Annotated in this window: 23 protein-coding genes and 1 pseudogene; 11 read left to right on the plus strand and 13 right to left on the minus strand. The window is 71.0% G+C overall.

Annotation, left to right across the window (positions count from 1 at the left end):
• A pseudogene (locus tag G3I65_RS02080) lies at positions 1-859 on the minus strand (ABC transporter permease); the annotation flags it as partial.
• A complete protein-coding gene (locus tag G3I65_RS02085) occupies positions 856-1,752 on the minus strand; it encodes an ABC transporter ATP-binding protein (RefSeq protein WP_160694202.1) in 897 nt (298 codons plus the stop codon). The gene G3I65_RS02085 and the pseudogene G3I65_RS02080, both read right to left, overlap by 4 nt.
• 93 nt (positions 1,753-1,845) lie before the next feature.
• Here G3I65_RS02085 and G3I65_RS02090 point away from each other — a divergent pair, with 93 nt between their 5' ends.
• The gene (locus G3I65_RS02090; RefSeq protein ID WP_160694204.1) at positions 1,846-2,337 is read left to right on the plus strand and encodes a GbsR/MarR family transcriptional regulator; all 492 of its coding nucleotides are present in this window, start codon (positions 1,846-1,848) and stop codon (positions 2,335-2,337) included.
• On the opposite strand, the gene G3I65_RS02095 is transcribed toward G3I65_RS02090, so the two are convergent.
• Entirely contained in the window at positions 2,334-2,897 is a 564-nt protein-coding gene (locus tag G3I65_RS02095; RefSeq protein WP_160694206.1) for a TetR/AcrR family transcriptional regulator, read from the minus strand. The two genes, G3I65_RS02090 and G3I65_RS02095, sit on opposite strands and share 4 nt — an antisense overlap.
• Before the next feature lie 82 nt (positions 2,898-2,979).
• Between G3I65_RS02095 and G3I65_RS02100 the strand changes: the two genes are divergently transcribed.
• The 4 genes from G3I65_RS02100 (at position 2,980) to G3I65_RS02115 (ending at position 5,759) form a co-directional block, all read left to right on the plus strand.
• The gene (locus tag G3I65_RS02100; RefSeq protein WP_160694208.1) at positions 2,980-3,591 is read left to right on the plus strand and encodes an NAD(P)-dependent oxidoreductase; all 612 of its coding nucleotides are present in this window, start codon (positions 2,980-2,982) and stop codon (positions 3,589-3,591) included.
• A 9-nt stretch (positions 3,592-3,600) separates the two neighbouring features.
• Positions 3,601-4,263: an SGNH/GDSL hydrolase family protein gene (locus tag G3I65_RS02105; RefSeq protein WP_160694210.1), complete on the plus strand. Its 663-nt coding sequence runs from the start codon at positions 3,601-3,603 to the stop codon at positions 4,261-4,263.
• A gap of 420 nt (positions 4,264-4,683) precedes the next feature.
• On the plus strand, positions 4,684-5,289 hold the full coding sequence (locus G3I65_RS02110) for an RNA polymerase sigma factor (protein ID WP_160694212.1): 606 nt from the start codon (positions 4,684-4,686) through the stop codon (positions 5,287-5,289).
• A complete protein-coding gene (locus tag G3I65_RS02115; protein WP_160694214.1) occupies positions 5,286-5,759 on the plus strand; it encodes a carboxypeptidase regulatory-like domain-containing protein in 474 nt (157 codons plus the stop codon). The genes G3I65_RS02110 and G3I65_RS02115 overlap by 4 nt, the downstream gene beginning before the upstream one ends.
• Here G3I65_RS02115 and G3I65_RS02120 read toward each other — a convergent pair.
• Both G3I65_RS02120 and G3I65_RS02125 read right to left on the minus strand, forming a co-directional pair.
• Positions 5,756-6,520, minus strand: coding sequence for a polysaccharide deacetylase family protein (locus G3I65_RS02120; RefSeq protein ID WP_166639535.1), 765 nt, complete (start codon positions 6,518-6,520; stop codon positions 5,756-5,758). The genes G3I65_RS02115 and G3I65_RS02120 overlap by 4 nt on opposite strands.
• 107 nt (positions 6,521-6,627) lie before the next feature.
• Positions 6,628-7,065: an SRPBCC family protein gene (locus tag G3I65_RS02125; RefSeq protein ID WP_086673582.1), complete on the minus strand. Its 438-nt coding sequence runs from the start codon at positions 7,063-7,065 to the stop codon at positions 6,628-6,630.
• Positions 7,066-7,133: 68 nt separating this feature from the next.
• Between G3I65_RS02125 and G3I65_RS02130 the strand changes: the two genes are divergently transcribed.
• Together G3I65_RS02130 and G3I65_RS02135 are read left to right on the plus strand one after the other, a co-directional pair.
• Positions 7,134-9,101 (plus strand): FUSC family protein, encoded by a 1,968-nt coding sequence (locus tag G3I65_RS02130; protein ID WP_160694216.1) that lies wholly within the window; start codon positions 7,134-7,136, stop codon positions 9,099-9,101.
• A 23-nt stretch (positions 9,102-9,124) separates the two neighbouring features.
• Complete coding sequence (locus tag G3I65_RS02135) at positions 9,125-9,334, plus strand: antitoxin (protein ID WP_160694218.1); 210 nt, start codon at positions 9,125-9,127, stop codon at positions 9,332-9,334.
• Here G3I65_RS02135 and G3I65_RS02140 read toward each other — a convergent pair whose 3' ends face one another.
• From G3I65_RS02140 to G3I65_RS02150, 3 genes are read right to left on the minus strand one after another with little or no spacing between them, the layout of a single operon-like run.
• Positions 9,335-10,312 (minus strand): prephenate dehydrogenase, encoded by a 978-nt coding sequence (locus G3I65_RS02140; RefSeq protein WP_166639536.1) that lies wholly within the window; start codon positions 10,310-10,312, stop codon positions 9,335-9,337.
• 26 nt (positions 10,313-10,338) lie between these two features.
• Positions 10,339-12,351 (minus strand): NADPH-dependent 2,4-dienoyl-CoA reductase, encoded by a 2,013-nt coding sequence (locus G3I65_RS02145; RefSeq protein WP_160694220.1) that lies wholly within the window; start codon positions 12,349-12,351, stop codon positions 10,339-10,341.
• A complete protein-coding gene (locus G3I65_RS02150; RefSeq protein WP_160694222.1) occupies positions 12,351-12,893 on the minus strand; it encodes a PadR family transcriptional regulator in 543 nt (180 codons plus the stop codon). The genes G3I65_RS02145 and G3I65_RS02150 overlap by 1 nt, the downstream gene beginning before the upstream one ends.
• 117 nt (positions 12,894-13,010) lie before the next feature.
• Between G3I65_RS02150 and G3I65_RS02155 the strand changes: the two genes are divergently transcribed.
• Entirely contained in the window at positions 13,011-13,949 is a 939-nt protein-coding gene (locus G3I65_RS02155; protein ID WP_166639537.1) for a patatin family protein, read from the plus strand.
• Here G3I65_RS02155 and G3I65_RS02160 read toward each other — a convergent pair.
• Positions 13,946-14,788 carry an SAM-dependent methyltransferase gene (locus G3I65_RS02160; RefSeq protein WP_160694226.1) on the minus strand — a complete coding sequence of 281 codons (843 nt, stop codon included), beginning with the start codon at positions 14,786-14,788 and terminating at the stop codon, positions 13,946-13,948. The two genes, G3I65_RS02155 and G3I65_RS02160, sit on opposite strands and share 4 nt — an antisense overlap.
• Positions 14,785-15,234, minus strand: coding sequence for a MarR family winged helix-turn-helix transcriptional regulator (locus tag G3I65_RS02165; RefSeq protein WP_160694228.1), 450 nt, complete (start codon positions 15,232-15,234; stop codon positions 14,785-14,787). Before G3I65_RS02165 ends, G3I65_RS02160 begins: the two co-directional genes overlap by 4 nt.
• Before the next feature lie 152 nt (positions 15,235-15,386).
• Between G3I65_RS02165 and G3I65_RS02170 the strand changes: the two genes are divergently transcribed.
• Together G3I65_RS02170 and G3I65_RS02175 are read left to right on the plus strand one after the other, a co-directional pair.
• A complete protein-coding gene (locus G3I65_RS02170; RefSeq protein ID WP_160694230.1) occupies positions 15,387-16,349 on the plus strand; it encodes an alpha/beta hydrolase in 963 nt (320 codons plus the stop codon).
• 147 nt (positions 16,350-16,496) lie between these two features.
• Positions 16,497-17,705 carry an esterase family protein gene (locus G3I65_RS02175; RefSeq protein WP_160694232.1) on the plus strand — a complete coding sequence of 403 codons (1,209 nt, stop codon included), beginning with the start codon at positions 16,497-16,499 and terminating at the stop codon, positions 17,703-17,705.
• Positions 17,706-17,708: 3 nt separating this feature from the next.
• Here the strand turns inward: G3I65_RS02175 and G3I65_RS02180 are convergent, their stop codons facing one another.
• Positions 17,709-18,578 (minus strand): serine hydrolase, encoded by an 870-nt coding sequence (locus G3I65_RS02180; RefSeq protein WP_160694234.1) that lies wholly within the window; start codon positions 18,576-18,578, stop codon positions 17,709-17,711.
• Positions 18,579-18,768: 190 nt separating this feature from the next.
• Between G3I65_RS02180 and G3I65_RS02185 the strand changes: the two genes are divergently transcribed.
• The gene (locus G3I65_RS02185) at positions 18,769-19,401 is read left to right on the plus strand and encodes a DUF4383 domain-containing protein (protein ID WP_160694237.1); all 633 of its coding nucleotides are present in this window, start codon (positions 18,769-18,771) and stop codon (positions 19,399-19,401) included.
• 4 nt (positions 19,402-19,405) lie between these two features.
• Here the strand turns inward: G3I65_RS02185 and G3I65_RS02190 are convergent, their stop codons facing one another.
• Entirely contained in the window at positions 19,406-20,395 is a 990-nt protein-coding gene (locus tag G3I65_RS02190) for an SCO0930 family lipoprotein (protein WP_160694239.1), read from the minus strand.
• 83 nt (positions 20,396-20,478) lie between these two features.
• Positions 20,479-21,295 (minus strand): lyase family protein (locus G3I65_RS02195; protein WP_240924581.1); only part of this gene is annotated, 817 nt, incomplete at its 5' end.

The raw sequence follows: 21,295 nt of genomic DNA on the forward strand, positions 1-21,295 counted from the left end.
CGGGCCGCGGCGGCAGGATGCCGACGCCGACGTCGCGGCGGGGGAGCAGCCAGTACCCGATCCCGCCGGCGACGAGCGCGAAGGCCGCCGGCAGCAGGAGCACCCACCAGCGTTCGACGGCGAACGCCCGGACCTGCTGCACCCAGCCGATCGGGGACAGCCACGACAGCCAGCGGGCGTCCACGGTGGAATCCCCGGCGCCGCGCACCAGGAAGGCGGCACCGACCACGGCGGTGCCGATCCCGTTGGCGGTCCGCGAGTACTCGGCGAGCTGGACGGCGACCGCGGCGACCGCCGTGAACCCCAGTCCCGCCAGCGCTTCCGCCGCGCCGAAGGCGATCGAACCGGCCGCCGGCAGCCCGGCACCGAGCAGGCTGACCCCCTGGACCAGCCCGATCAGGACACTCGCCCCGCCGGCCACCAGCAGCGCCGACGTCAGCGCCGCGTACCGGCCGACGACCGCGGACGCGAGCAGCTCCGCGCGGCCGGTGTCCTCCTCGGCGCGGGTGTGCCGGGTGACGGTGAAGACCACCATCAAGCCGGTCAGCAGCGCCAGGAACCCGGCCATGCGCCAGGCGATGAACCCGCCGGCCGTGGTCAGGTCGAACGGCGGCCCGTAGAGCAGCGCGTACGACGGGTTGGCGTTGGCGCCCGTCTGCAGCGCGAGCCGGTCGGCCACCGTCGGGTAGAACTGCGTGAACGTCTTGACCGAGCTGGCCGGGACGATGCTGAGCAGCACGATCCAGATCGGCAGCACCACGCGGTCGCGGCGCAGCGCGAGCCGGGTGAGGTGCCAGGTGCCCGCGAATTCGTGCGCGGGCGCGGCTTCGGTTTCGGCGCGCGAGAGGGTTGCGGTCATTTCGCGCTCGCTTCGGTCGTGTAGTGCCGCAGGAACAGCTCTTCGAGCGTCGGCGGCTGGCTGACCAGGCTGCGCACGCCGACTTCGGTGAGCTGGCGCAGGGCGTCGTCGAGCGACCGCGTCTCGACGTCGAAGCGGACGCGGTTGCCCTCGACCTTGAGGTCGTGGATGTTGGCCAGCTTCGTGAGCCCGTTCGGCGGGCCGGCCAGCTCGGCGGTGATCGACGTGCGGGTCAGGTGGCGCAGTTCGGCGAGCGTCCCGGACTCGACCGTGCGGCCGTTGCGGATGATGCTGACCTTGTCGCACAGCGCCTCGACCTCGGCGAGGATGTGGCTGGAGAGCAGCACGGTCCGGCCCTGCTCGCGCTCCTCCTGGATGGCGTACTGGAACGTCGCCTCCATCAGCGGGTCGAGGCCGGACGTCGGCTCGTCGAGGATCAGCAGGTCGACGCGTGAGGCGAGCGCGGCGACGATGGCGACCTTCTGCCGGTTGCCCTTCGAGTACGTCCGCCCCTTCTTCTTGGGGTCGAGGTCGAACCGCTCGATCAGGTCGGCCCGGCGCTTCTCGTCGAGCCCGCCGCGCAGGCGGCCGAGCAGGTCGATCACCTCGCCGCCGGAGAGGTTGGGCCAGAGGTTGACGTCGCCGGGCACGTAGGCCAGGCGGCGGTGCAGGCTCGCGGCGTCCTTCCACGGGTCGCCGCCGAGCAGGCGAACATCCCCCGAGTCCGCGTGGAGCAGGCCGAGCAGGACCCGGACGGTGGTCGACTTCCCGGCGCCGTTCGGGCCGAGGAAGCCGTGCACCTCCCCGGCGGGTACCTGCAGATCGAGGCCGTCGAGGGCCTTCGTCCGGCCGAACGACTTGTGGAGGCCGGAGATCGCGATGGCGTTTTCCATGGTTCGGAAGCTACACTGATTTCACAAAGTTGTGAAGTTAAGAAAATGTATAGAGCGAGTGATCTTGGGGGCCGGGTACGGGAGGATGGGCCGATGACGACGCCTGACACGAAGCGAGATGAAGACGCCGTCCGCCGGTACGTCGAGAGCCTGGCGCTGGTGCTCTCGCAGATCGGGATGCAGCGCATGGCCGCGCGGGTGTTCGCCGCGCTGATGACGACCGACGAAGGCCGCCTGACCGCCGCCGACCTGGCCGCGCAGCTGTCGGTCAGCCCGGCCGCGATCTCCGGCGCGGTGCGCTTCCTCGAGCAGATCGGCCTGGTGGCCAAGGAACGCGAGCCCGGCGAGCGCCGCGACCACTACCGCCTCTTCGACGACCTCTGGTACGCGACCTTCCTCAAGCGCGACCGCATGATCATCATGTGGCGCGACGCGGCCGACAACGGCATCGACGCCCTCGGCGAGGACTCGCCGGCCGGGAAGCGGCTCGCGGAGATGCGCGACTTCCTGTCGTTCATGCTGGAAGAGCTCAACGGCATGTACGAGCGCTGGCACAAGCTGCGCGAGGAGAAGAACGCCTCCTAGAGCGCGGCGAGCAGCGTGTCCGCGAGCCGGCCGGCGAGATCGGCGGGCTCGCGCTCTTCGAACGTCGCCAGGAACGCCTGCTGGAAGCACGCGCCGAGCAGCAGGGCCGCGGCCGCTTCGACGTCGGTGCCGTCCTTGACCCGGCCCAGCGAAACCTCGGCCCGCAGGTAGTTCGCGACGCCGTCGAGCAGCACCTTCGGCCCGTGCTCGCCCAGCCGTTCCCGGTGTGACCGCAGCAGCTCGCGCGAGGAGAACACCGAGACCGCGATCGGGAACCCCTCGAGGTAGAACGCCAGCCCGAGCCGGGCGACGCGGGCGAGGTTGTCCCGCAGCGACGCCCGCCCCGGGTCCGCGGTCAGCTCGCCCAGCGCCGCGCCGAGCGCGGGCAACTCCTCGCCCATCACGCTGAGGAACAGGTCGGTCTTGTCGCGGAAGTGCTTGTAGAGCATCGCCTCCGAGTAGCCCGCGGTCTGCGCGATGACCTTTGTCGTCGCGTGCGCGTAGCCCTGCTCGCGCATCACCTTCGCGGCCGCGGCGACGATCTCCTCACGGCTTCCCATGACGGCTCCTGAGTGCGTTCTCAGCGTGGTTAGTGAACACTCACCCTACCTGGTGAGTGTTCACTAACCGAGGAGGAGACACATGCGGATCACCGTTCTGGGCGCGACCGGCGGCGTCGGCGGCGAAGTCGTCAAGCAGGCACTGGACCGCGGCTGGCACGTCACGGCCGTCGTGCGCGACCCGGCCAAGCTGAAGCTGCCGGCCGAGGTCGTCGTCGCCGGATTGCACGAGCAGGAGAAACTCACCGCCGCGATCGAAGGCCGCGACGCCGTGCTCTCCGCGCTGGGCTCGCGCGACCGTCAGCCGACGACCGTCTGCACCGACGGCGCCCGCGCCGCGCTCGCGGCCGGCGCCAAGCGGCTGCTCGTGGTCAGCGCCAGCGGGCTGGACGCCGACGGCGACGGCGTCTTCACCCGCACGCTGGTCAAGCCGCTGCTCAACACGGTCCTCAAGCACGGCTACGCGGACATGCGCGCGATGGAGGACCTGGTCATGACCAGCGACGCGGACTGGACCGTCGTCCGCCCGCCGATGCTGCTGAACGGCCCGCGCACCGGCGTCGTGAAGAGTCGCCTCGACGGCAACGTGCGCGGCAGCTACACGATCCGCCGCGCCGACGTCGCCGAGTACCTGCTCGACGCCGTGGCGGACCCCACGCTGATCAGGCGCAAGGTCTCCATCGCCCACGGCTAGCGTCGAACCATGGTTCTCATCGCTCAAGCCGTGTACGTAAAGCGGACGACCCCGCGGCTCCCCGGCGCCGCGGGGCCCACCGAAGGGCTCGTCCCCGGCGACGGCGAGCCGTTCCGCCTGGCCGTCTTGGGCGAGTCCACGGTGGACGGCGTCGGCGCGGCACACCACGAGGAAGCGCTCACCGGCTGCCTCGCCCGCGAACTCGCCCGCGACGGCCGGTCGGTGCGCTGGCAGGCGGTCGGACGCACCGGCGCGAACGCCCGGGTCACGCGTACCGACCTGCTCCCGCTCGTCCGCCCGGCCGACCTGGTCGTGGTCGCCCTGGGCGTCAACGACACCATCGAACTCCGGTCCGCCCCGGCCTACCGCCGCGACCTCCTGGCCCTCGTCGTCGAGCTCCGGCGGCGGCTCGGCCCGGTCCGCGTCGTCCTGGCCGGGGTGCCGCCGATGTCCCGCTTCCCGGCGCTGCCGCGGCCCCTGCGTGACGTCCTGTCGGCCCGGTCGACCGCGCTCGACGCGGCGGCCGCCGCCCTCGCCCGCGTCCCCGGCGTCACCCACCTCCCGATGGATCCCGCGCTGCTCGACCCGGCGGCCTTCGCTTCCGACCGCTTCCACCCCGGGCCGGCGGGCTACGCGAGGTGGGCGCAAACGCTTGCGGATCACATCGGGTGATCATCCGGTGCCGGTGCGTCGATCTTCGAAAAACTTCGGCGATTCGTGTATCTGGCCGTCCCGCCACTGCGTCCTGTGGAGCAGCCGAGGACGGAAGAACACGACAGGGGGTGTCGGGTTCGACGGAAAACGCGGTGGCCGGGAGCCGAGGGGGCTGCCGGACACCGTCGGCCGGGTGCCCTTCGGGGGAGGGGACACCTGGCGGGACCCGTTGGGGAGCGGGTCCTTGAGGGAGGGGAGCACCGGCCGGTGCGGGCGCATCCGCGCCGGCCGGTGCCTCCCGCAACGACCACTGACCGCCAGCACACGAAGTAAGTGACCTTGATGTATCCGAGATCCACCTGCACGCTCCTTCCCCCCGAAGGACCCGCGATACTGCCAATGCCGACTCGAAGACTCTTCCGAAGAGGGGCAGATACCGTGACCGACGTGCAAACCACAGAGGTAGATCCGCCTTGGGAGGGCCTGACCGGCGCCGAGCTGCACGCCGCGTGCATGCAGGCCGCCCGTGACGGTGACCGCCGGGCGATGGACCGCCTCGTCGCCGAGCTGACCCCGCTCGTGTGGCACGTCGCCCGCGCCAACGGCCTCGACCGCTCGGTCGCCGAAGACGTCGTGCAAACCGTCTGGCTCGCCCTCTTCAGCCAGCTCGGCAAGCTCCGTGATCCCAAGGCACTCGCCGCCTGGTTGATCACCACCACCCGCCGCGAGGCCACCCACCCGTTCGGCCGCCGCATCCAGCCCGTGCCCTTGAGCGACGAAGTCGCCGAGGCCATGCCGAGCACCCAACCGGCTCCCGAAGACGAAGCCGTCCGCGCCGACCGCGACCGCCGGGTCTGGCGCGCCTTCGTCCGGCTGCCCCACCGCTGTCAGGAACTGCTCCGGCTGACCGTGCTCGCGGGCCGCGCGGAGTACCAGCTCGTCGCCGACGCGCTACGCATGCCACGCGGCAGCGTCGGACCGACCCGAGGACGCTGCCTCGACCAGATGCGCGATCTCCTCGTCAGTGAAGGGGGAAGCCGATGAACGACCTCGGGGCGCCGGGTGAGGCCTTTTCCGATGACCTGATCCTGGCCGGGATCGGCAGCTTCCTCGACGAGTTCGACCCGCCACCGGGAGACCTGGTGCAGCGGGTCCAGTTCGCGCTCGCGCTCGAGGACCTCGACGTCGAGGTCGCCCGGTGGGAGCGGCTCGACGACCTCGCCGGCGTCCGCGGCAGCGGCACGGGCACGATCACGTTCACCGTCAGCGACCTGACGGTGATGATCAACCTGACCAAGATCGGCAAGCTGCACCGCATCGACGGCTGGCTGGTGCCCGCCGGGCAGTACGGGGTCGAGGTGCGCGTCGCCGAGCACGGCACGTCGTCGACGACCGCCGACGAAGGCGGGCGGTTCGTGCTCGACAACGTGCCGCGCGGGACGACGCAGATCCTCGTGCACCTCGGGGACGTCACGTGCCGCCGGACGGTCGTGACGCCGACCGTGGTGCTCTAACCGAGGAAGTCGGCCAGGGGGACGGGGATGAGCCCGTCCTTCTTCGCCTGCTCGACGAACGCCGTGTAGTCCTCGGTGAACGTCTTCCGGAAGTGCATCAGCACGATGTCGCCCGGCTTGAGCTTGTCGCCGGACTGGAACTGGACGTGCCCGTCGTTGACCGCGGCCGTCCACAGCACCGAGGCGCGCATCCCGCACGCGGCCGCCGCGCGCAGCGTGTTCTGGTCGTAGTTGCCGAACGGCGGCCGGAACAGCGACGGCCGGACGCCGAGCGACGCCTGGAAGTCGTCGGCGTCGTCGCAGATCTCCTTGCGCTGGAACTCGTACGGCTTGCCCTTGAGGTTCGGGTGGTCGACCGTGTGGTCGCCGAGCGTCGCGCCGGTGGCGTCGAGGATCTGCTTGAAGTAGGCCTCGTGGCCCTTCACGTACTTCTGGTTCAGGAACAGCACCGGGTGGGTGCCGTTCTGCTGCATCAGCTTCAGCGCGGCCGGGTCCTTCACCGCGCCGTCGTCCATCGTGAGGAAGACGTACGGCTTGTCGGTGGTGATCCGCCGGACGACCGGGACCTGGCCGCTCTCGATCGCGGGTGCCTTCTGCTGGACCGTGCCGAACGGGTACGGCCCCGGGGCCGTCGCGCCCGGACCGCCGCCCGGCGCCGGGTTGGGCTGGCTGGTGCCGAACTCCCGCTGGCCGGGCTCCTCCGCCGAGCAGGCCGTCAGCGCCAGTGCCGCCGTGACGACGATCGCCGCCAGTCGTTTCATCTCGCGTCCCCCTTTCCGCGGTGGTCAAAAGACCACCCGAAAGAGTGACGTGAGACAGCGGTCGGAAGTTGCGCCGGGAGATCGTGGTGTGTCCCGGCGCACCCAGGTCAGCGCCCGGTTTCGGCCGCTTTGACGAGCTTGCCCGAGAACAGCCGGATCACCGCGCGCAGGCCGGCCGCCAGCGCCGGGCCGCTGCCCTTGACCGGCTCGGTGAACGACCCCGTCCACCGCAGGTGCGTGCCGCCGTCGGCGGTCGGGGTGAGGAGGACCTCGGCCCGGTAGTCCTTGATCGGGTTGGCGCCGAAGAACGTGTAGACGTGCTTGCGGCCGGGCTCGTACTCGACGGTCTCCTCACGGATCAGCACCGGCCACAGCCCGACCTCGCGGACGGCGCCGACGCCGGGGCCCGGCCGCTTCCAGCGGGCCTGCACGATGAGTGGCTTTCCCCACTCCGCCCAGCGCGGGCCCTCGGCCTCACGCGCGAACAGCGCCTCCGGCGGCGCCGTGCTCGTGCGGTTGACCTCGAAGGAGAACTTGCGGCCCACCGGAACCTCCCGCGTTGTTGACAGAATGATAATTAAGCGTGCCGGTGAGCGTAGGTCAAGATGGGGGCGTGAGCACGCCGCGCCCCGACCTCGCCGCGCCGCACTGGCTGACCCAGCTGCTGCGCAGCAAGCCGGTCCCGGTGCCGTGGAACATGGTCGCCCGCGCCGTCATCGCGCTGGCCGTCCCGCTCGCGGTGGCCTACGCGGCGGGCGACATCGCCGTCGGCGCGCTCATCTCGACCGGCGCGCTGCCCGCCGTGCTCTCCGAATCCGCCGGCCCGTACCGCTACCGCGCGCGACGCCTGGGCGGTGCGACGCTCGCCGCGACCGCCGGCTACCTCGTCGGCCTGCTCACCGGCGGCGCCCCGGCGCTGTCGGTGCCCGCGGTGATCCTGGTCGCCGCGGTGTCCGCGCTGATCAGCGCGGCCGGCAGCAACGCCTCCGTCGCCGGCCTGCAGATGTTCGTGTTCTGCGTGCTCGGCACCGGCCAGCACGCGACCGGCGTGCGCGTCGAAGCCCTCTTCGGCTTCTTCTGCCTCGGTGCCGCCTGGAGCTTCCTGGTCGCGCTGGTCAGTTGGACCTTCCGGGCGACGAGTCCCGAGCGCACCGCCGTCGCGCACGTCTACGTCGAGCTGGCCGCGATGCTGTCCGCGACCGACGAAGCCGTCTCGCGGGTGGCCCGCCACCGGCTGACCACGGCGATGAACACCGCCTACGACCAGCTGCTCACCGCGCGCTCGTGGCTCTCCGGGCGCGACGCCGCGTACCGCCAGCTGCTCAACCTGCTGTCGGCGACGACCCCCGCGGTCGAGGCGTCGGTCGCGCTGGTCCACGCCGGCCGCCGCCCGCCGCGCGAGGTCATTGACCACTTCGTCGCGCTTTCCGCGTCGGTGCTGGCCAGCCAGCCGCTGCCGGAACCGCCGCCGGCGCCGGTGGACGAAGCCGATCCGCGCCTGGCCGCCCTGTACGCGGGCCTGGTCCGGATCGGCAAGGGTGACGACCGCAAGCGCCGCGAGCCGACGCCCTGGTACCGGCGCCTGCGCACGTGGGCGGGCTCGCTCGCGTCCGGCCCGCTGACCTGGATCGCCGCGTTGCGGCTGACCCTCTGCGTCGCGATCGCCGAGGTCGTCGGCCTGCTGGTGCCGTTCGAGCGGTCCTACTGGATCACGCTGACCGTCGGGATCGTGCTCAAGCCCGACTTCGGTTCGGTCTTCGGCCGCGCGGTGCTGCGCGGGATCGGCACGCTGGTGGGCGTCGGGATCGGCGCCGTGGTGCTCGCCGCCGGCGGCCGCGGCTGGATCCTGGTCGCGCTGATCGCGATCTTCGCCGGCGGTGTCGCGGTCGGGAAGGTGCGCAACTACGGCATCCTCAGCGCGTTCGTGACGCCGTTGATCATCCTGCAGATGGACCTGGCGAACACCGGCAGCTGGAACGTCGTGGTGGCGCGGCTGGTCGACACCGCGCTCGGCTGCGTGATCGTGCTGGTCTTCGGCTACCTGCTGTGGCCGGGCAGCCGTCGTCCCCAGGTCGGCGGCCGGCTGGCCGACGGGCTGGACGCCGTCGCGAAGTACGTCTCGTGCGCGCTGGTCGAGGCGTCTTCGGGGGAGGCGCGGCTGGCGCGGTCCCGGGCCCGCCGCGGCGCCTACCGGGCGCTGGCGGACCTGCGGACGGCGTTCCAGCAGGTCGTCGTCGAGCCCTCGGCGAACGGCCGCCAGGCGGTGGCGTGGTGGCCGGTGATCGCGGCGCAGGAACGCGTCGCGGACGCGGTCACCGAGGTCGGCGTGACGATCGGCCGCGGCGTACCGCCCCCGGATCCGGCCGACGTCGAGCTGCTCACGGCCGCCCTGGACGAGCTGGCGACCGCCATCCGCGAGCAGCGCGAACCGCGGTCGGTGCCACTGCCGGACCGCGAGCAGCTCGCCGGCGTCGTCGACCAGCTGGAGTCGGCGTTCGACGCCGTCCGCGGCCCCGACCTGGTGGAACGCACCCCGCTGCGGCTCGTCCGGCGGTTCCTGCCCTACCACAGGCGCACCTGAGGTTCGTGTTGTTCAATTGCGGCATGGGAATCGACTTCGACGCGTTGAAGGGCAAGGCCGAAGAGGCCCTGCGTGAGCACAACGACAAGATCGAGGAGGGCCTGGACAAGGCGGCGGACTTCGCGAAGTCCAAGTTCGCGGGCCACGACTCGCAGATCGACGGCGGCGTCGAGAAGGCCAAGGACTTCCTCAACAAGTTCGACGACACGCCGGACAACCCGCCCGCGCGGTAGCTACTGGACCTCGCCGGTGGCGATGCCGTCGGACAGCCCGGTGATCCGGCCCCCGCGCTCGCCGAGCGCGATCAGGCCCTGCCGGGCGTCCGGCGCCGTCAGGCTGATCCGGACGCCCGCGCGCTCGGCGTCCAGGTTGGCCGCGAGTGCCTGCGCGCCTTCGTAACCCGCGTTGATCGTGGCCGCCAGCCCGCCGGTCGACGCGAGCGAGCCGCGCGCGGCACCGAGCCGCCCGAGTGCTTCGTCGACGATCGGCAGCAGCGCGTCCCGGTTGCCCTCGGTCATCGCGCGCACGAGGTGCGGGTTCGAGCTCGCGACCCGCGTCCCGTCCCGGTAGGACCCGGCCGCCAGCGACATCGCGAGCGGGCCGCCCTCGGCGCCGATCGTGGCCAGGATGGCCGCGAACAGGTGCGGCAGGTGGGAAATCCGGGCCACGGCCTCGTCGTGCGACTCCGCCGGCAGCGGCACGACGTGCGCGCCGATGTCGAGCACGAGCGCCGCCACCTCGGCCCAGGCTTCGAGGTCGGTGTCCTCTTCGACGGCGACGACCCAGGCCGCGCCCTGGAACAGCGTCGCGTCCCCGGCGAGCCAGCCCGAGTTCGACGTGCCGGCCATCGGGTGGCCGCCGATGTACCGCGTGTACGGCACGCGCCGCCGGACCGCGTCCAGCACCGGTGCTTTCACGCTCGTCACGTCGGTGAGCAGGCAGTGCGACGCGTGCTGGTTGACCAGCCGCAGCAGGTCTTCGACGGCCGGGAGCGGCACCGCGAGCACGACCAGCGCGTCGTCGGCGGCGGCCCGGTGCAGCGCGGCTTCGACGTCGGTCGTGACGTCGTAACCCGCTCTGCTGGCCGCGTCGGCGTCCCCTTCGGAAACCGCGGCGCCGAACGCCGTGCGGCCGCTGGCGGCGGCCGCGCGCAGCAGCGAACCGCCGATCAGCCCGAGCCCGATCACGCATACGTCTCGCACGCGCCCCATCCTGCCAGTGCCCGACGCTTATCGGGCTACAGCGCGGCCGCGAGCCGCGTTCCCTGGTCGATCGCGCGTTTCGCGTCGAGTTCCGCGGCGACGTCGGCGCCGCCGATGAGGTGCACCGGCAGCCCCGCGGCGCGCAGCTCGTCCGCGAGGTCCCGCACGGGCTCCTGACCGGCGCAGACGACGACCGTGTCGACTTCGAGCAGCCGCGGCGTGCCATCGACGGTGATGTGCAGGCCGTCGTCGTCGACGCGTTCGTAGCTGACGCCGGGGACCTGCTCGACGCGCTTGGCCTTGAGCGCGGCGCGGTGCACCCAGCCCGACGTCTTGCCGAGCCCGGAACCGATCCCGGTCTTCTTGCGCTGCAGCAGGTACACCTGCCGCGGCGACGGCTCGGGCTTCGGCGTCGTGAGCCCGCCCGGCGCGGTCTCCGGGTCGGCGACCCCCCACTCGGCCATCCACGCGTCGAGGTCGAGTGCGGGCGAATCCGCGTGCGTGAGGAATTCGCTGACGTCGACGCCGATCCCGCCGGCCCCGATGACGGCGACCCGCTCGCCGACCGGCTTGCCGTGCTTCACGACGTCGACGTAGGAAAGCACCTTCGGGTGGTCGATCCCGGGCAGCGACGGCACGCGCGGCGCGACGCCGGTGGCGAGCACGACCTCGTCGAAGCCGGTCAGGTCGGCCGCGGACACGCGCTTTCCGAGGTGCAGCTTCACGCCGGTGACTTCGAGCCGCCGCTGGTAGTAGCGGATGGTCTCGGCGAACTCCTCCTTGCCGGGGATCTTCCGCGCGATGCCGAACTGGCCGCCGATCTCGTCGTCGGCCTCGAACAGCTCGACGCCGTGCCCGCGTTCGGCGAGCGCGGTCGCGGCGGACAACCCCGCGGGCCCGGCCCCGACGACGGCGACGTGCTTCTGCCGCCGCGTCGGGGCGAGGGTCAGCTTCGTCTCGTGACCCGCGCGCGGGTTGACCATGCAGGACACGAGCTTGCGCTTGAAGGCGTGGTCGAGGCAGGCCTGGTTGCAGGCGATGCACGTGTTGATCTCGTCCTCGCGGCCGGTCTCGGCCTTCCGGATCCACTCCGGGTCGGCGAGGAACGGCCGCGCCATCGACACGAGATCGGCGTCGCCGCCGCTCAAGGCTTCCTCGGCGACCTGCGGCATGTTGATCCGGTTCGACGTGACGACCGGGATCCCGACGTGCGGCTTGAGCTTCCCGGTCACCCAGGTGAACGCGGCGCGCGGCACCGACGTCACGATCGTCGGCACCCGGGCCTCGTGCCAGCCGATGCCGGTGTTGATGATCGTCGCCCCGGCGGCTTCGACTTCCTTCGCGAGCGCGACGACGTCTTCCCAGCGCTGGCCGCCGTCGACGAGGTCGAGCATCGACAGCCGGTAGATGATGATGAAGTCCTCACCGACCTTTTCCCGCGTGCGCTTGACGATCTCGACGGCGAACCGGCGGCGCTTCTCCGGCGTGCCGCCCCAGGCGTCGGTGCGCTTGTTGGTGCGCTCGGCCAGGAACTGGTTGATCAGGTACCCCTCGGAGCCCATGATCTCGACGCCGTCGTAGCCCGCTTCGCGCGCGAGGGCGGCGCAATGGGCGAAGGCGTCGATCTGCTTGCGGACGCCGTAGCCGGTCAGCGCGCGCGGCCGGAACGGGTTGATCGGCGCCTTGATGCTCGACGCCGACACGCTCAGCGGGTGGTAGGCGTACCGGCCGGCGTGCAGCACCTGCAGTGCGATCTTGCCACCGGCTTCGTGGACCGGAACCGTGAGCTGGCGGTGCTGCTTCGCTTCGGCGGACGTCGTCAGCTTCGACGCCAGGGGCAGCAGCCAGCCGGTCTTGTTCGGCGCGAACCCGCCGGTGACGATCAGGCCGACCCCGCCGCGAGCGCGTTCGGCGTAGTACTCGGCCAGCTCGGGGAAGTGCGCGGCCTTGTCCTCGAGGCCGGTGTGCATCGACCCCATCAGGACGCGGTTGCGCAGCGTCGTGAAGCCGAGGTCGAGCGGCGAAAGCAAGTTCGGGTACGGGGTCATCAGGCGTCCTTGGGGTGGTGGAGGGCGGCGAGGACTTCGTCGAACCACTCGACCTGGCCCTCTTCGACGCGGATGCCGCCGCGCAGGACCAGGTACTGGTGCAGGTGCTGGCCCTGGAGGCCCGCGGGCGAGGGGAAGTCGCGCTTTTCGATCTGGCGGTAGACGTCGAGGCGTTCGGCGTGCTGTGCCCGGTGCCGCACGATCTCTTCGGCGACTTTCGCCGGGTCCCCGAAGGTGGCGCCGCGGATCTTCACGGCCAGTTCGACCGGTCCGGCGCTCGGATCGGGCTCGGCCAGCCAGCGGACCAGTTCGGCGCGGCCGCCGTCGCTGACCGTGTAGACCTTCTTGTCCGGCCGCCCCGACTGCGCGACGACGTCGACGGCCACCCAGCCGGCCTCTTCCATCCGCTTCAGCACGCGGTAGATCTGCTGGTGGGTGGCGCTCCAGAAGAGCCCGATCGACTTCTCGAACCGGCGCGTCAGCTCGTAGCCCGAGCCGGCGCGCTCGGACAGCGAGACGAGGATCGCGTGCTCCAGTGCCATGCACCCAGTTTCATATGCACCCAGTTGCACGGCAAGGAGTGACGCGTCACTTTCACGTGAAAGCTACGCCCCCAGGTGGCCGCTTTCACGTGAAAGCGACGCCCGGGCGGGGGCAGGATGGGACGAGTGCATCCGGTACTCGAACTGATCTCCGAACGACTGGCGACGGGCAGCGTCCCGGGCGAACGCACCGACGGCAGGCGCCTCGCGCTCGCCATCGAAGGCGGCAGCAGCCGCGGCACCTACTCCAGCGGCATGGCACTGGCACTCGACGAACTCGGCGCCGTCCCGGTCTTCGACGCCGTCTACGGCTCGTCGGCCGGCGCGCTCAACGGCGCCTGGCTGCTCAGCGGCTGCTCTTCGACCGGCGTCCGGACCTGGTGGAACCCGGTCGTCATGCGCCGCATCATCAACCCGCTGCACACCCTGCGCGGCCGCGCGGTGATCGACCTCGAATACCTCGTCCACCAGGTCTATTCGGTACTGGAACCGATGGACTTCCCGGCGATCCTGGCCAACCCGGTGACGTTCCACCCCCTGGCCACCGACGCCGACACAGGGGAGTCGACCGACCTCCACCCTTTTCTCGCCGACGTCGACGCGATCAAGGTCGCGCTCGCGGCGTCGTCGTGCATGCCGGTGCTGGCCGGACCGCCCATTCCGATGGCCGGCCGCCGGTTCGTCGACGCGGGCGTCGCCGAACCGATCCCATACCGGACGGCGCTGGCCCAGGACGCGACCGACGTCCTCGTCCTGCGCACCCGCCGCGCCGATGAGCTCCCGGTGCCGCCACCGCGCGCATACGACGTCGTGGTGCCGCGGTTCTTGCGCCGCCAGGCCCCGGGCGCGATCCCGGCGTGGCGCGACACCTACCGCCGCGACGTCGAGGACGAGGAGGTCCTGGCGTCGGACCCGCGGATCCTGAGCATCCGGCCGCCGGCGGGATCGCCGGACGTCGGCGTGGTCGAGCGCGACCCCGAAGTGCTGCGCAAGGCCGTCGAGCTGGGCAAGAGCGCCGTCCTCGACCTCCTCGAAGGACTGCGCGAAGCGTCTTAAGGCTTGCGGGCGACGCCGCCGATGACCCGCGATTCGGACGGCGACCCGGCGAACACGGTCTGCTCGTCGGGATGCCACGCCGGCGCGTAGACCAGCCCCGGCGCCAGCATCGGCCAGCCGCCGAAGAAGCGTTCGAACTCGGCCATCGGCCGCAGGAAACCGGGGTTCGTCGTGGTCTCGTAGTACTCGAGCAGGTCGATCAGCGCCTGGCGCTCGTCCTCGTTGACCGGGTTCTCGTTGGTCATCTGCGACAGCACCAGCAGCGAGCCGGACGGCAGCCGGTCGCGGTAGAAATCGAGCAGGCGGTCCGGGTTCTGCTCGTCCTTGACGAAGTGCATGACGGCGTTGATCACCAGCGCCATCGGCTCCCGCACGTCGATGACGTCGGACGCGGTCACCCGGTCCCAGAGGTCCTCCGGCTGCAGGAAGTCCGCGGCGATGGCGTGGTGGCGCTCCGGGTCGGCGGTGTCGGCGAGCAGCAACGTCGAGTGCGCGAGCGCGATCGGCTCGTTGTCGATGTAGAGCACGCGCGTGTCGAGCTCCTCGCGCTCTTCGTCGGCAACCTCGTGGACGTTGCCCGCGGTCGGCAGGCCCGAGCCGATGTCGACGAACTGGCGGATGCCCTCGCGGACGCACTGCCGGACCGCGCGGCCGAGGAACTGACGGCTCGTCAGGCAGTACTCGCCCATCAGCGGCAGCCGGGCGCGGACCTTCTCCGCGAAGTTCCGGTCGATCGCGTAGTGCGTGTGCCCGCCGATGAAGTAGTCGTAGATCCGGGCCGCCGAAGGGCGGTCCAAGCTGCTTTCGACGGCCTTCAGTGCGTCGTCGTGGTTGATCATGCCGGTGCCAGAGCCTCCCGATAGGCGTTCACCGACTCTGTCAGGCGGTCCAGTTCGGCGCGCAGCCGGGCCACCCCGGCGTCGTCCAGGCTCATCGCCGTCCCGATCACGTCGGGGATGTCCTGTGCCTTCTTGCGCAACGCTTTCCCGGCCTCGCTCAGGCTGACGCGGACCGACCGCTCGTCGTCGGCCTGCCGGTTCCGGACCACCAGTCCCGCGGTCTGCAGCCGCTTGAGCAGCGGCGAGAGCGTGCCCGAGTCGAGGTTCAGCTCGGCGCCGAGCTCCTTCACCAGGCGGTGGTCTTGCTCCCAGAGCGCCAGCATCACCAGGTACTGGGGGTAGGTCAGGTCGAGGTCTTCCAGGACGACCCGGTACAGCGACGTCACCGCGCGAGACGCCGAGTACAGCCCGAAGCAGAGCTGGTCGTCCAGCCGCAGCGATGCCATGGCGTCCTCCTCTCTACGTACCACTCCATGGTTCCCGACCTCGGACTGCGCGGCAACTGAAGTGCCCTGCATCTCATTGGACGTCATTAAGTTGTGCACAACTGAGTTGCGAGCTACTTTGGTCGCATCAGCTTCGAACCCAGGAGGACGACATGACCGCCAACCCGCACAACCTGGCCCTCGAACCGGCCGCGCAGGCGTTCGCCGAGGCCACCGACCAGCCGCCGTACCTGTTCCAGCTGCCGCCCGCGGAAGGGCGCAAGGCCGTCGACGGCGTCCAGGACGGTGATGTCGCCATGGCCCCGGCGTCGATCGAGGTCATCCAGGTCCCGGGCGGCCCGACCGGCGAGGTCGAGACCCGGATCGTCCGTCCCGAGGGCGTCGAGGGCCCGCTGCCGGTGATCGTCTACATCCACGGCGCAGGCTGGGTGTTCGGCGACTTCCACACCCACGAGCGGCTGGTGCGCGAACTCGCGGCCGGCGTCGGCGCGGCCGTCGTGTTCCCCGAGTACGACCGCTCGCCGGAGGCGCGCTACCCGGTCGCCATCGAGCAGAGCTACGCCGTCGCGAAGTGGGTTGCGTCGAACGGTGCTTCGCAGGGCCTGGACACCTCGCGCATCGCGATCGCCGGGGACTCCGTCGGCGGGAACATGACCGCGGCGCTGACGATCCTGGCCAAGCAGCGCGGCGACGTCACCTTCAAGCAGCAGGTGCTCTTCTACCCGGTCACCGACGCGAACTTCGACACCGAGTCGTACCTGAAGTTCGCCGAAGGCTACTTCCTCGGCCGCGAAGGCATGAAGTGGTTCTGGGATCAGTACACGACCGACCCCGCCCAGCGCGCCGAGATCACCGCGTCCCCGCTGCGCGCGTCGCTCGACGAGCTCGCCGGCCTGCCCCCGGCCCTCGTGATCACCGGCGAGGCCGACGTCCTGCGCGACGAAGGCGAGGCGTACGCGGCGAAGCTGCGTCAGGCGGGCGTGCCCGTCACGGCCGTCCGGTACCAGGGGATCATCCACGACTTCGTGATGGTCAACGCCCTGCGCGAGACCCACGCCGCCGAGGCCGCGATCACGCAGGCCATCACCGTCCTGACCCGCGCTTTGGGGAAATAACTGAGAAAACGCTGAGTTCGGAGTGCGTTGCGGCCCTATGACAGAAGTCACAGGGCCGCAACTTGTCCGTGGGCTCAAACGTGATATATACGCGAGTCCGGGGGGTTCCGGGTGCGCGTTCACTGCCCGCCCGGAAGGACAAACCCCATGAACTTGAGCGGCATCCGGCTCGATTCGCCGGTCAACATGATCGTGGTGGTCGTGCTGACGCTGCTCGCGATCGTCGCCGTCCCGTGGTTCTGGGACCGCTGGAAGCGCAAGCGCCTGTGGCGCAGTGCCACGATCCTGCTCGCGGTCGTCCTGCTGGTCCTGACCACCGGCATGGCGGGCAACATGATCGGCGGCTTCTTCCCGACGGTCGGTTCGCTGCTCGGCACCGGCGTGTACGCCGGCCAGGGCACCGACGCCGAGGCGGCGCAGAACGGCGAGGACCTCGAGCGGCTGCGCGACACGGGCGTCGCGCACGCGAAGGAGGGCAAGGGCACGGTCGTCCACATGAAGGTGACCGGCCGGCGCACCAAGCTGACCCGCGACGTCACGGTGTACCTGCCCCCGCAGTACTTCGACGCGGCGTACAAGGAACTGCGGTTCCCGGCGATCGAGTGGATCCCGAACTACCCGTCCGGCCCCGAGGTCTTCACGAGCGGCTACCACATGCCGGAGCAGCTCGACGCGGCGATCGCGAAGAAGGTCCTGCCGCCGACGGTGGTGATCGTCCCGGACCCGACGGGCGTGCCGAAGGTCGGCCACGACACCGAATGCGTCGACGAGGTCAACGGAACGGCGAACGACACGTACCTGACGGCCGACCTGCGCGACTGGGCCCTGCAGAAGCTCGGCGTCTCCGCGAACCGCCAGGGGTGGACGATCGCCGGCTGGTCCTCCGGCGGCTACTGCGCGATGAACCTGGTGACGCGCCACCCGCAGTGGTACGGCCAGGCGGTCAGCGTCAGCGGTTACGACAAGGCACAGGTCGACGCCGAGACCGAGGACCTGTTCCACGGCCGCCAGGACATCAACGACGCCAACAACGTCCGGGTCAACGTCCGCCTCCACCCGTCCCCGGTCCAGATCCTCGCCATCTCCGGCGAGAAGGAGAACTACGAGAGCTACGCGATCGACCAGATCCGCGCCGCGGCGCGGCCGCCGGTGCAGTTCACGTCGTGGCGCATCCGGGACGCGGGCCACAACATGAACACCTTCAAGTCCCAGATCCCCGACGTCCTGGCGTGGATCGGCGCGCACACCACGAGCCCGGCTCCGGCCGGCCGCCAAGCCGAGACGACAGGCGGCGTCCTGCCGTGGGCGCTGCCGAAGTCCGGCGCGCACGGAGCGCTGGCGGACACCGACCAGTGAGCGTCAGCCGAGCAGCGCGGTGACGAGCGCCGTCACCCGCTTCGAACCGGTCGCGTAGTCGACCGACGCGGGGTGCTCGCTCAGCACTACCACGATGTAGCGGTCCCCGTCGCCGACCACTCCCGAGGTGTGCAGCATCCGCGTCGGCCCGCAGCACGACCACCCCTGCTTGACCGCCCACGGCCGGCCACCGGCGGCGTCCGGGATGCCGAAGTACTGCCGGAACCCGTCGGACCCCCGCTCGGTCGCACCCCGCAGCGCGGCCATGACCGCGCCCGGCGCGTGCTCCAGCACGTACTGCCAGATCCGCACGACGTCCCGCGCGGTGATCCGCGTGTCACCCCAGCGCCCCGGGTCCGCGGGCGGCTTCGTCCCGGTGAGCCCGAGCTTCGCCGCCCAGCGCGTGACGATCGCCGGCCCGCCGTACGCCGACCAGAACCCGCTCGCGAGCCCGTCGTCGCTGCGGGACAACATCTTCTGCACCGACGCCGTGGGCCCGCCCCGGTCGAGCACAGTGAGCGCGATCAGCAGCTTCACCAGCGACGCCGACGTGTACCCGCGGTCGGCCCGCACGGAGACGGTCGCCGCGCCGCTCTGCCGGTCGAACACCACGGCGCTGGCGGTCCCGCTCGGCATCAGCCGGTCCAGCTCGCCGGCCGCCACCTTGGGCGCGCTCTTGGCCGGCGTCGCGCTCTTGCTCGGCGTCGGTGTCGGTGTCGGCGTGCTCACCGGCGTTTCGGACATCGTTGTCAGCGGTTCGGCGGCCGCGAGGGGCGCGGGCGCCGCGGGGACGTCGTGACGCGCCGTGACCACCACCGCGCCGATCGCCCCCAGGCACAGCCCCACCAGGAAGATCCCGCTCAGCTTGCGCATGACCCGGATTGCCGGGAGCGCCCCGCGCTGTTCGCTGAAACGGGTGAATTTGTGGGATAGCTCTCGCCGGGGGCCTCAACCGCGAACGCGCAGGTGGCCCGCGGGCAAGCACCGTCGTTTCGCTCACCGTGTGCACGGGGTACCCGAGAGCGGTGACGGTCGTCACCACCCGCTGGGAAGGACTGGAGTCATGACTCACGCGAAAGGCGCACGCATCCGGGTTCGCGGCCTGCAACCGGCGCAGGTGCTGGCCGGACTGGCCGGGATCGCGTTCCTCGTCGTCGGCATCATCGGCTTGACCAGGACGGGCTTCGGCAACTTCGCCGGCCACCACGACGCGGGCTTCTGGCGGTTCTCCGCCAACCCGCTCATGAGCGTCGTCCGCATCGGAACCGGCGTCATCGGCCTGCTCCTGGCCTTCGGCTCGGGCCGCGCCCGGACGTTCGGCTGGCTGCTGTTCATCGGCTACGGCCTGCTGTTCGTGTGGGGCCTGATGATCGACGGCCTCATCTCCAACAACCCCTTCGCCACCGCCGGCAACCCGCTGGACATGGGCCCCGCCGACACGTGGCTGCACCTCGGCGTCGCCGCCCTCGGTCTGCTGATCGCGGTCCTGCCGGCCCGCCGCACCATCCTGCTGCCCGAGGACGAAACGGCCGACGAGCCCGCGCTCGCCGAGCAGCACACCGAAGTCATCGACCGCGACCGCGTCGACCGCACCGACGACGCCACCCCGCGTCGCCGGTCGTTCCTGCGCCGCCACCACGACGAGCGAGGCCCGGAGGCCGCTCGTGAAGAGCGTCCGCCGGGCCTCGCCCACTAGGAGTTCAGTAGGTGGTGCCTCCGGAGCCGGAGTTGCTGGTCCCCGCACCGCTGTCAGCCGGAGCCTGGTTGGCGGCGGTGCTGGGGGTGGTCCCGACCTTGCACCCGTTGGGCTCGATGACGAACCACGTGCCGTTGACGCCCATGCCGTTCGCGTCGCCCGGCTTCAGGTCCTTCGCGAAGGTGTAGACCGGCCAGCCGCCGATGGTGACCTGCTCGGTGCCGTCCGCGCGCTTGATGCTGCCCAGCAGCTTCGAGTCGATGCCCTGCAGTTCGACCTTGCCGTTGTTCGACAGGACCGCGGGCCACGTCTTGGCGCAGTCGCCGTTGCAGGCGGACGTCTTGGCCTTCTTGGTGTCCTTCGTGAACAGGTACAGCGTCATCCCGTTCTGGTCGACGATCGCGTCCCCGAGCCCGTCGATCTTGCTCGCGCTGAGCTTGACGACACCGGCTTCGGCGGCGGCCTGCCCGGCCTTTCCGCCCTTGGCGTTCGCGGCGTACCAGGCCCCGCCGACGCCCTGCCCGCTCGCGTCCCCGGCCTTGGTGTCCTTGGCGTAGCGGTAGAGCGCCCACCCGCCGACGGTGATCTGCTCGGTCCCGTCGGACCGCGTCACCTTCCCGACGAGGTTCTTGTCGACCCCCTGCACCTGCACGTCCCCGGTCGCCAGCATCGGCGGCCAAGCCTTGGCGCAGTCACCGTCGCAATTGGACTTCGGCGGCTTCGCCGTGTCCTTGTCGAACCGGTAGAGCGTCATCCCGTTCTGGTCGGTGAGCACCTGCCCGACGTTGGCGACGTCCGCGACGACGAGTTTCGACTCGTTCGACGCGGGGGCGGCGTTCCCGACCTGCCCGTTGGCGATCTGGCCGCCACCGGTGCCCCCGGCCGCTGCGGGTGCGATGACCGGCTGAGCAGTTTCGGCACCCGAGCAAGCGGTGAGCACTGCCAGCCCGGCTGCCGCCGCGGCGACGGAGACGGCGATGCGCGTGCGAAGCATGGAAGTTCTCCTTGTGTCCGTTGGGTTTTCCCGCCGCTCGGTGCGGCCTGATACCCACTACACGGACACCCGCCAGAGGCGGTTCAAACTTTTTTGGCCCCCTGCTCGAGCGCACGATCGACCAGCTCACCGGCGGCCCCGGTGTACCCAGCGGGATCAAGCAGCCCATCCAGCGCGGCCGCGGTCAGCACCCCGGTGACGGCAGGCAGCTCGGCCAGCACGTCCCGCAGCGGCCGGTCTTCTTCAACAGCCCGCTGCGACGCCTCACCCAGCAGCTCCTTGGCCTTCGCCTTCCCGAGCAGCGGCGCGAGCACGGCGGAGAGCCGTTCCGAGACGATCAGCCCGTGCGTCGACGCCAGGTTTTCCGCCATCCGCTCCGGCCGAGCGGAGAGCCCCCGCGCCAGCTCGACAGCGGTGTACGCGGCCCCACCGGTCAGCCGCAGACACTCCCGCACCAGCTGCCACTCGGCATGCCACACCCCAGCCGACCGTTCGTCCTCGGCCAGCATCGACTGCGTGACGCCGGCGGCCAGCACGGGCACCTGCAGCGCGGCCGAACGGATCAGCGTCGCGAGCACGGGATTCCGCTTGTGCGGCATCGCCGACGACCCACCCCGCCCATCAGCGGCCGGTTCGACGACCTCACCCAGCTCGGTCCGGGTCAGCGTCGCGACATCGACGGCGAGCTTCCCCAGCGCCCCGGCCGTGAACGCGAGCGCCCCGGCGAGGTCGGCGACGGGCGTCCGCAGCGAATGCCACGGCAGCACCGGCACAGCCAGCCCGGTCTCCTCGGCGAACGCGGCGACGAGCCGCTCGGCATAGCCCCCGCCGACGGCGACCTCGCCGACGGCGACCTCGCCGACGGCGACCTCGCCGACGGCACCCTCGCCGGCGGCAGCC

The sequence above is a fragment of the Amycolatopsis sp. SID8362 genome (assembly GCF_010550475.1).
Taxonomy (GTDB): Bacteria; Actinomycetota; Actinomycetes; order Mycobacteriales; family Pseudonocardiaceae; genus Amycolatopsis; species Amycolatopsis eburnea.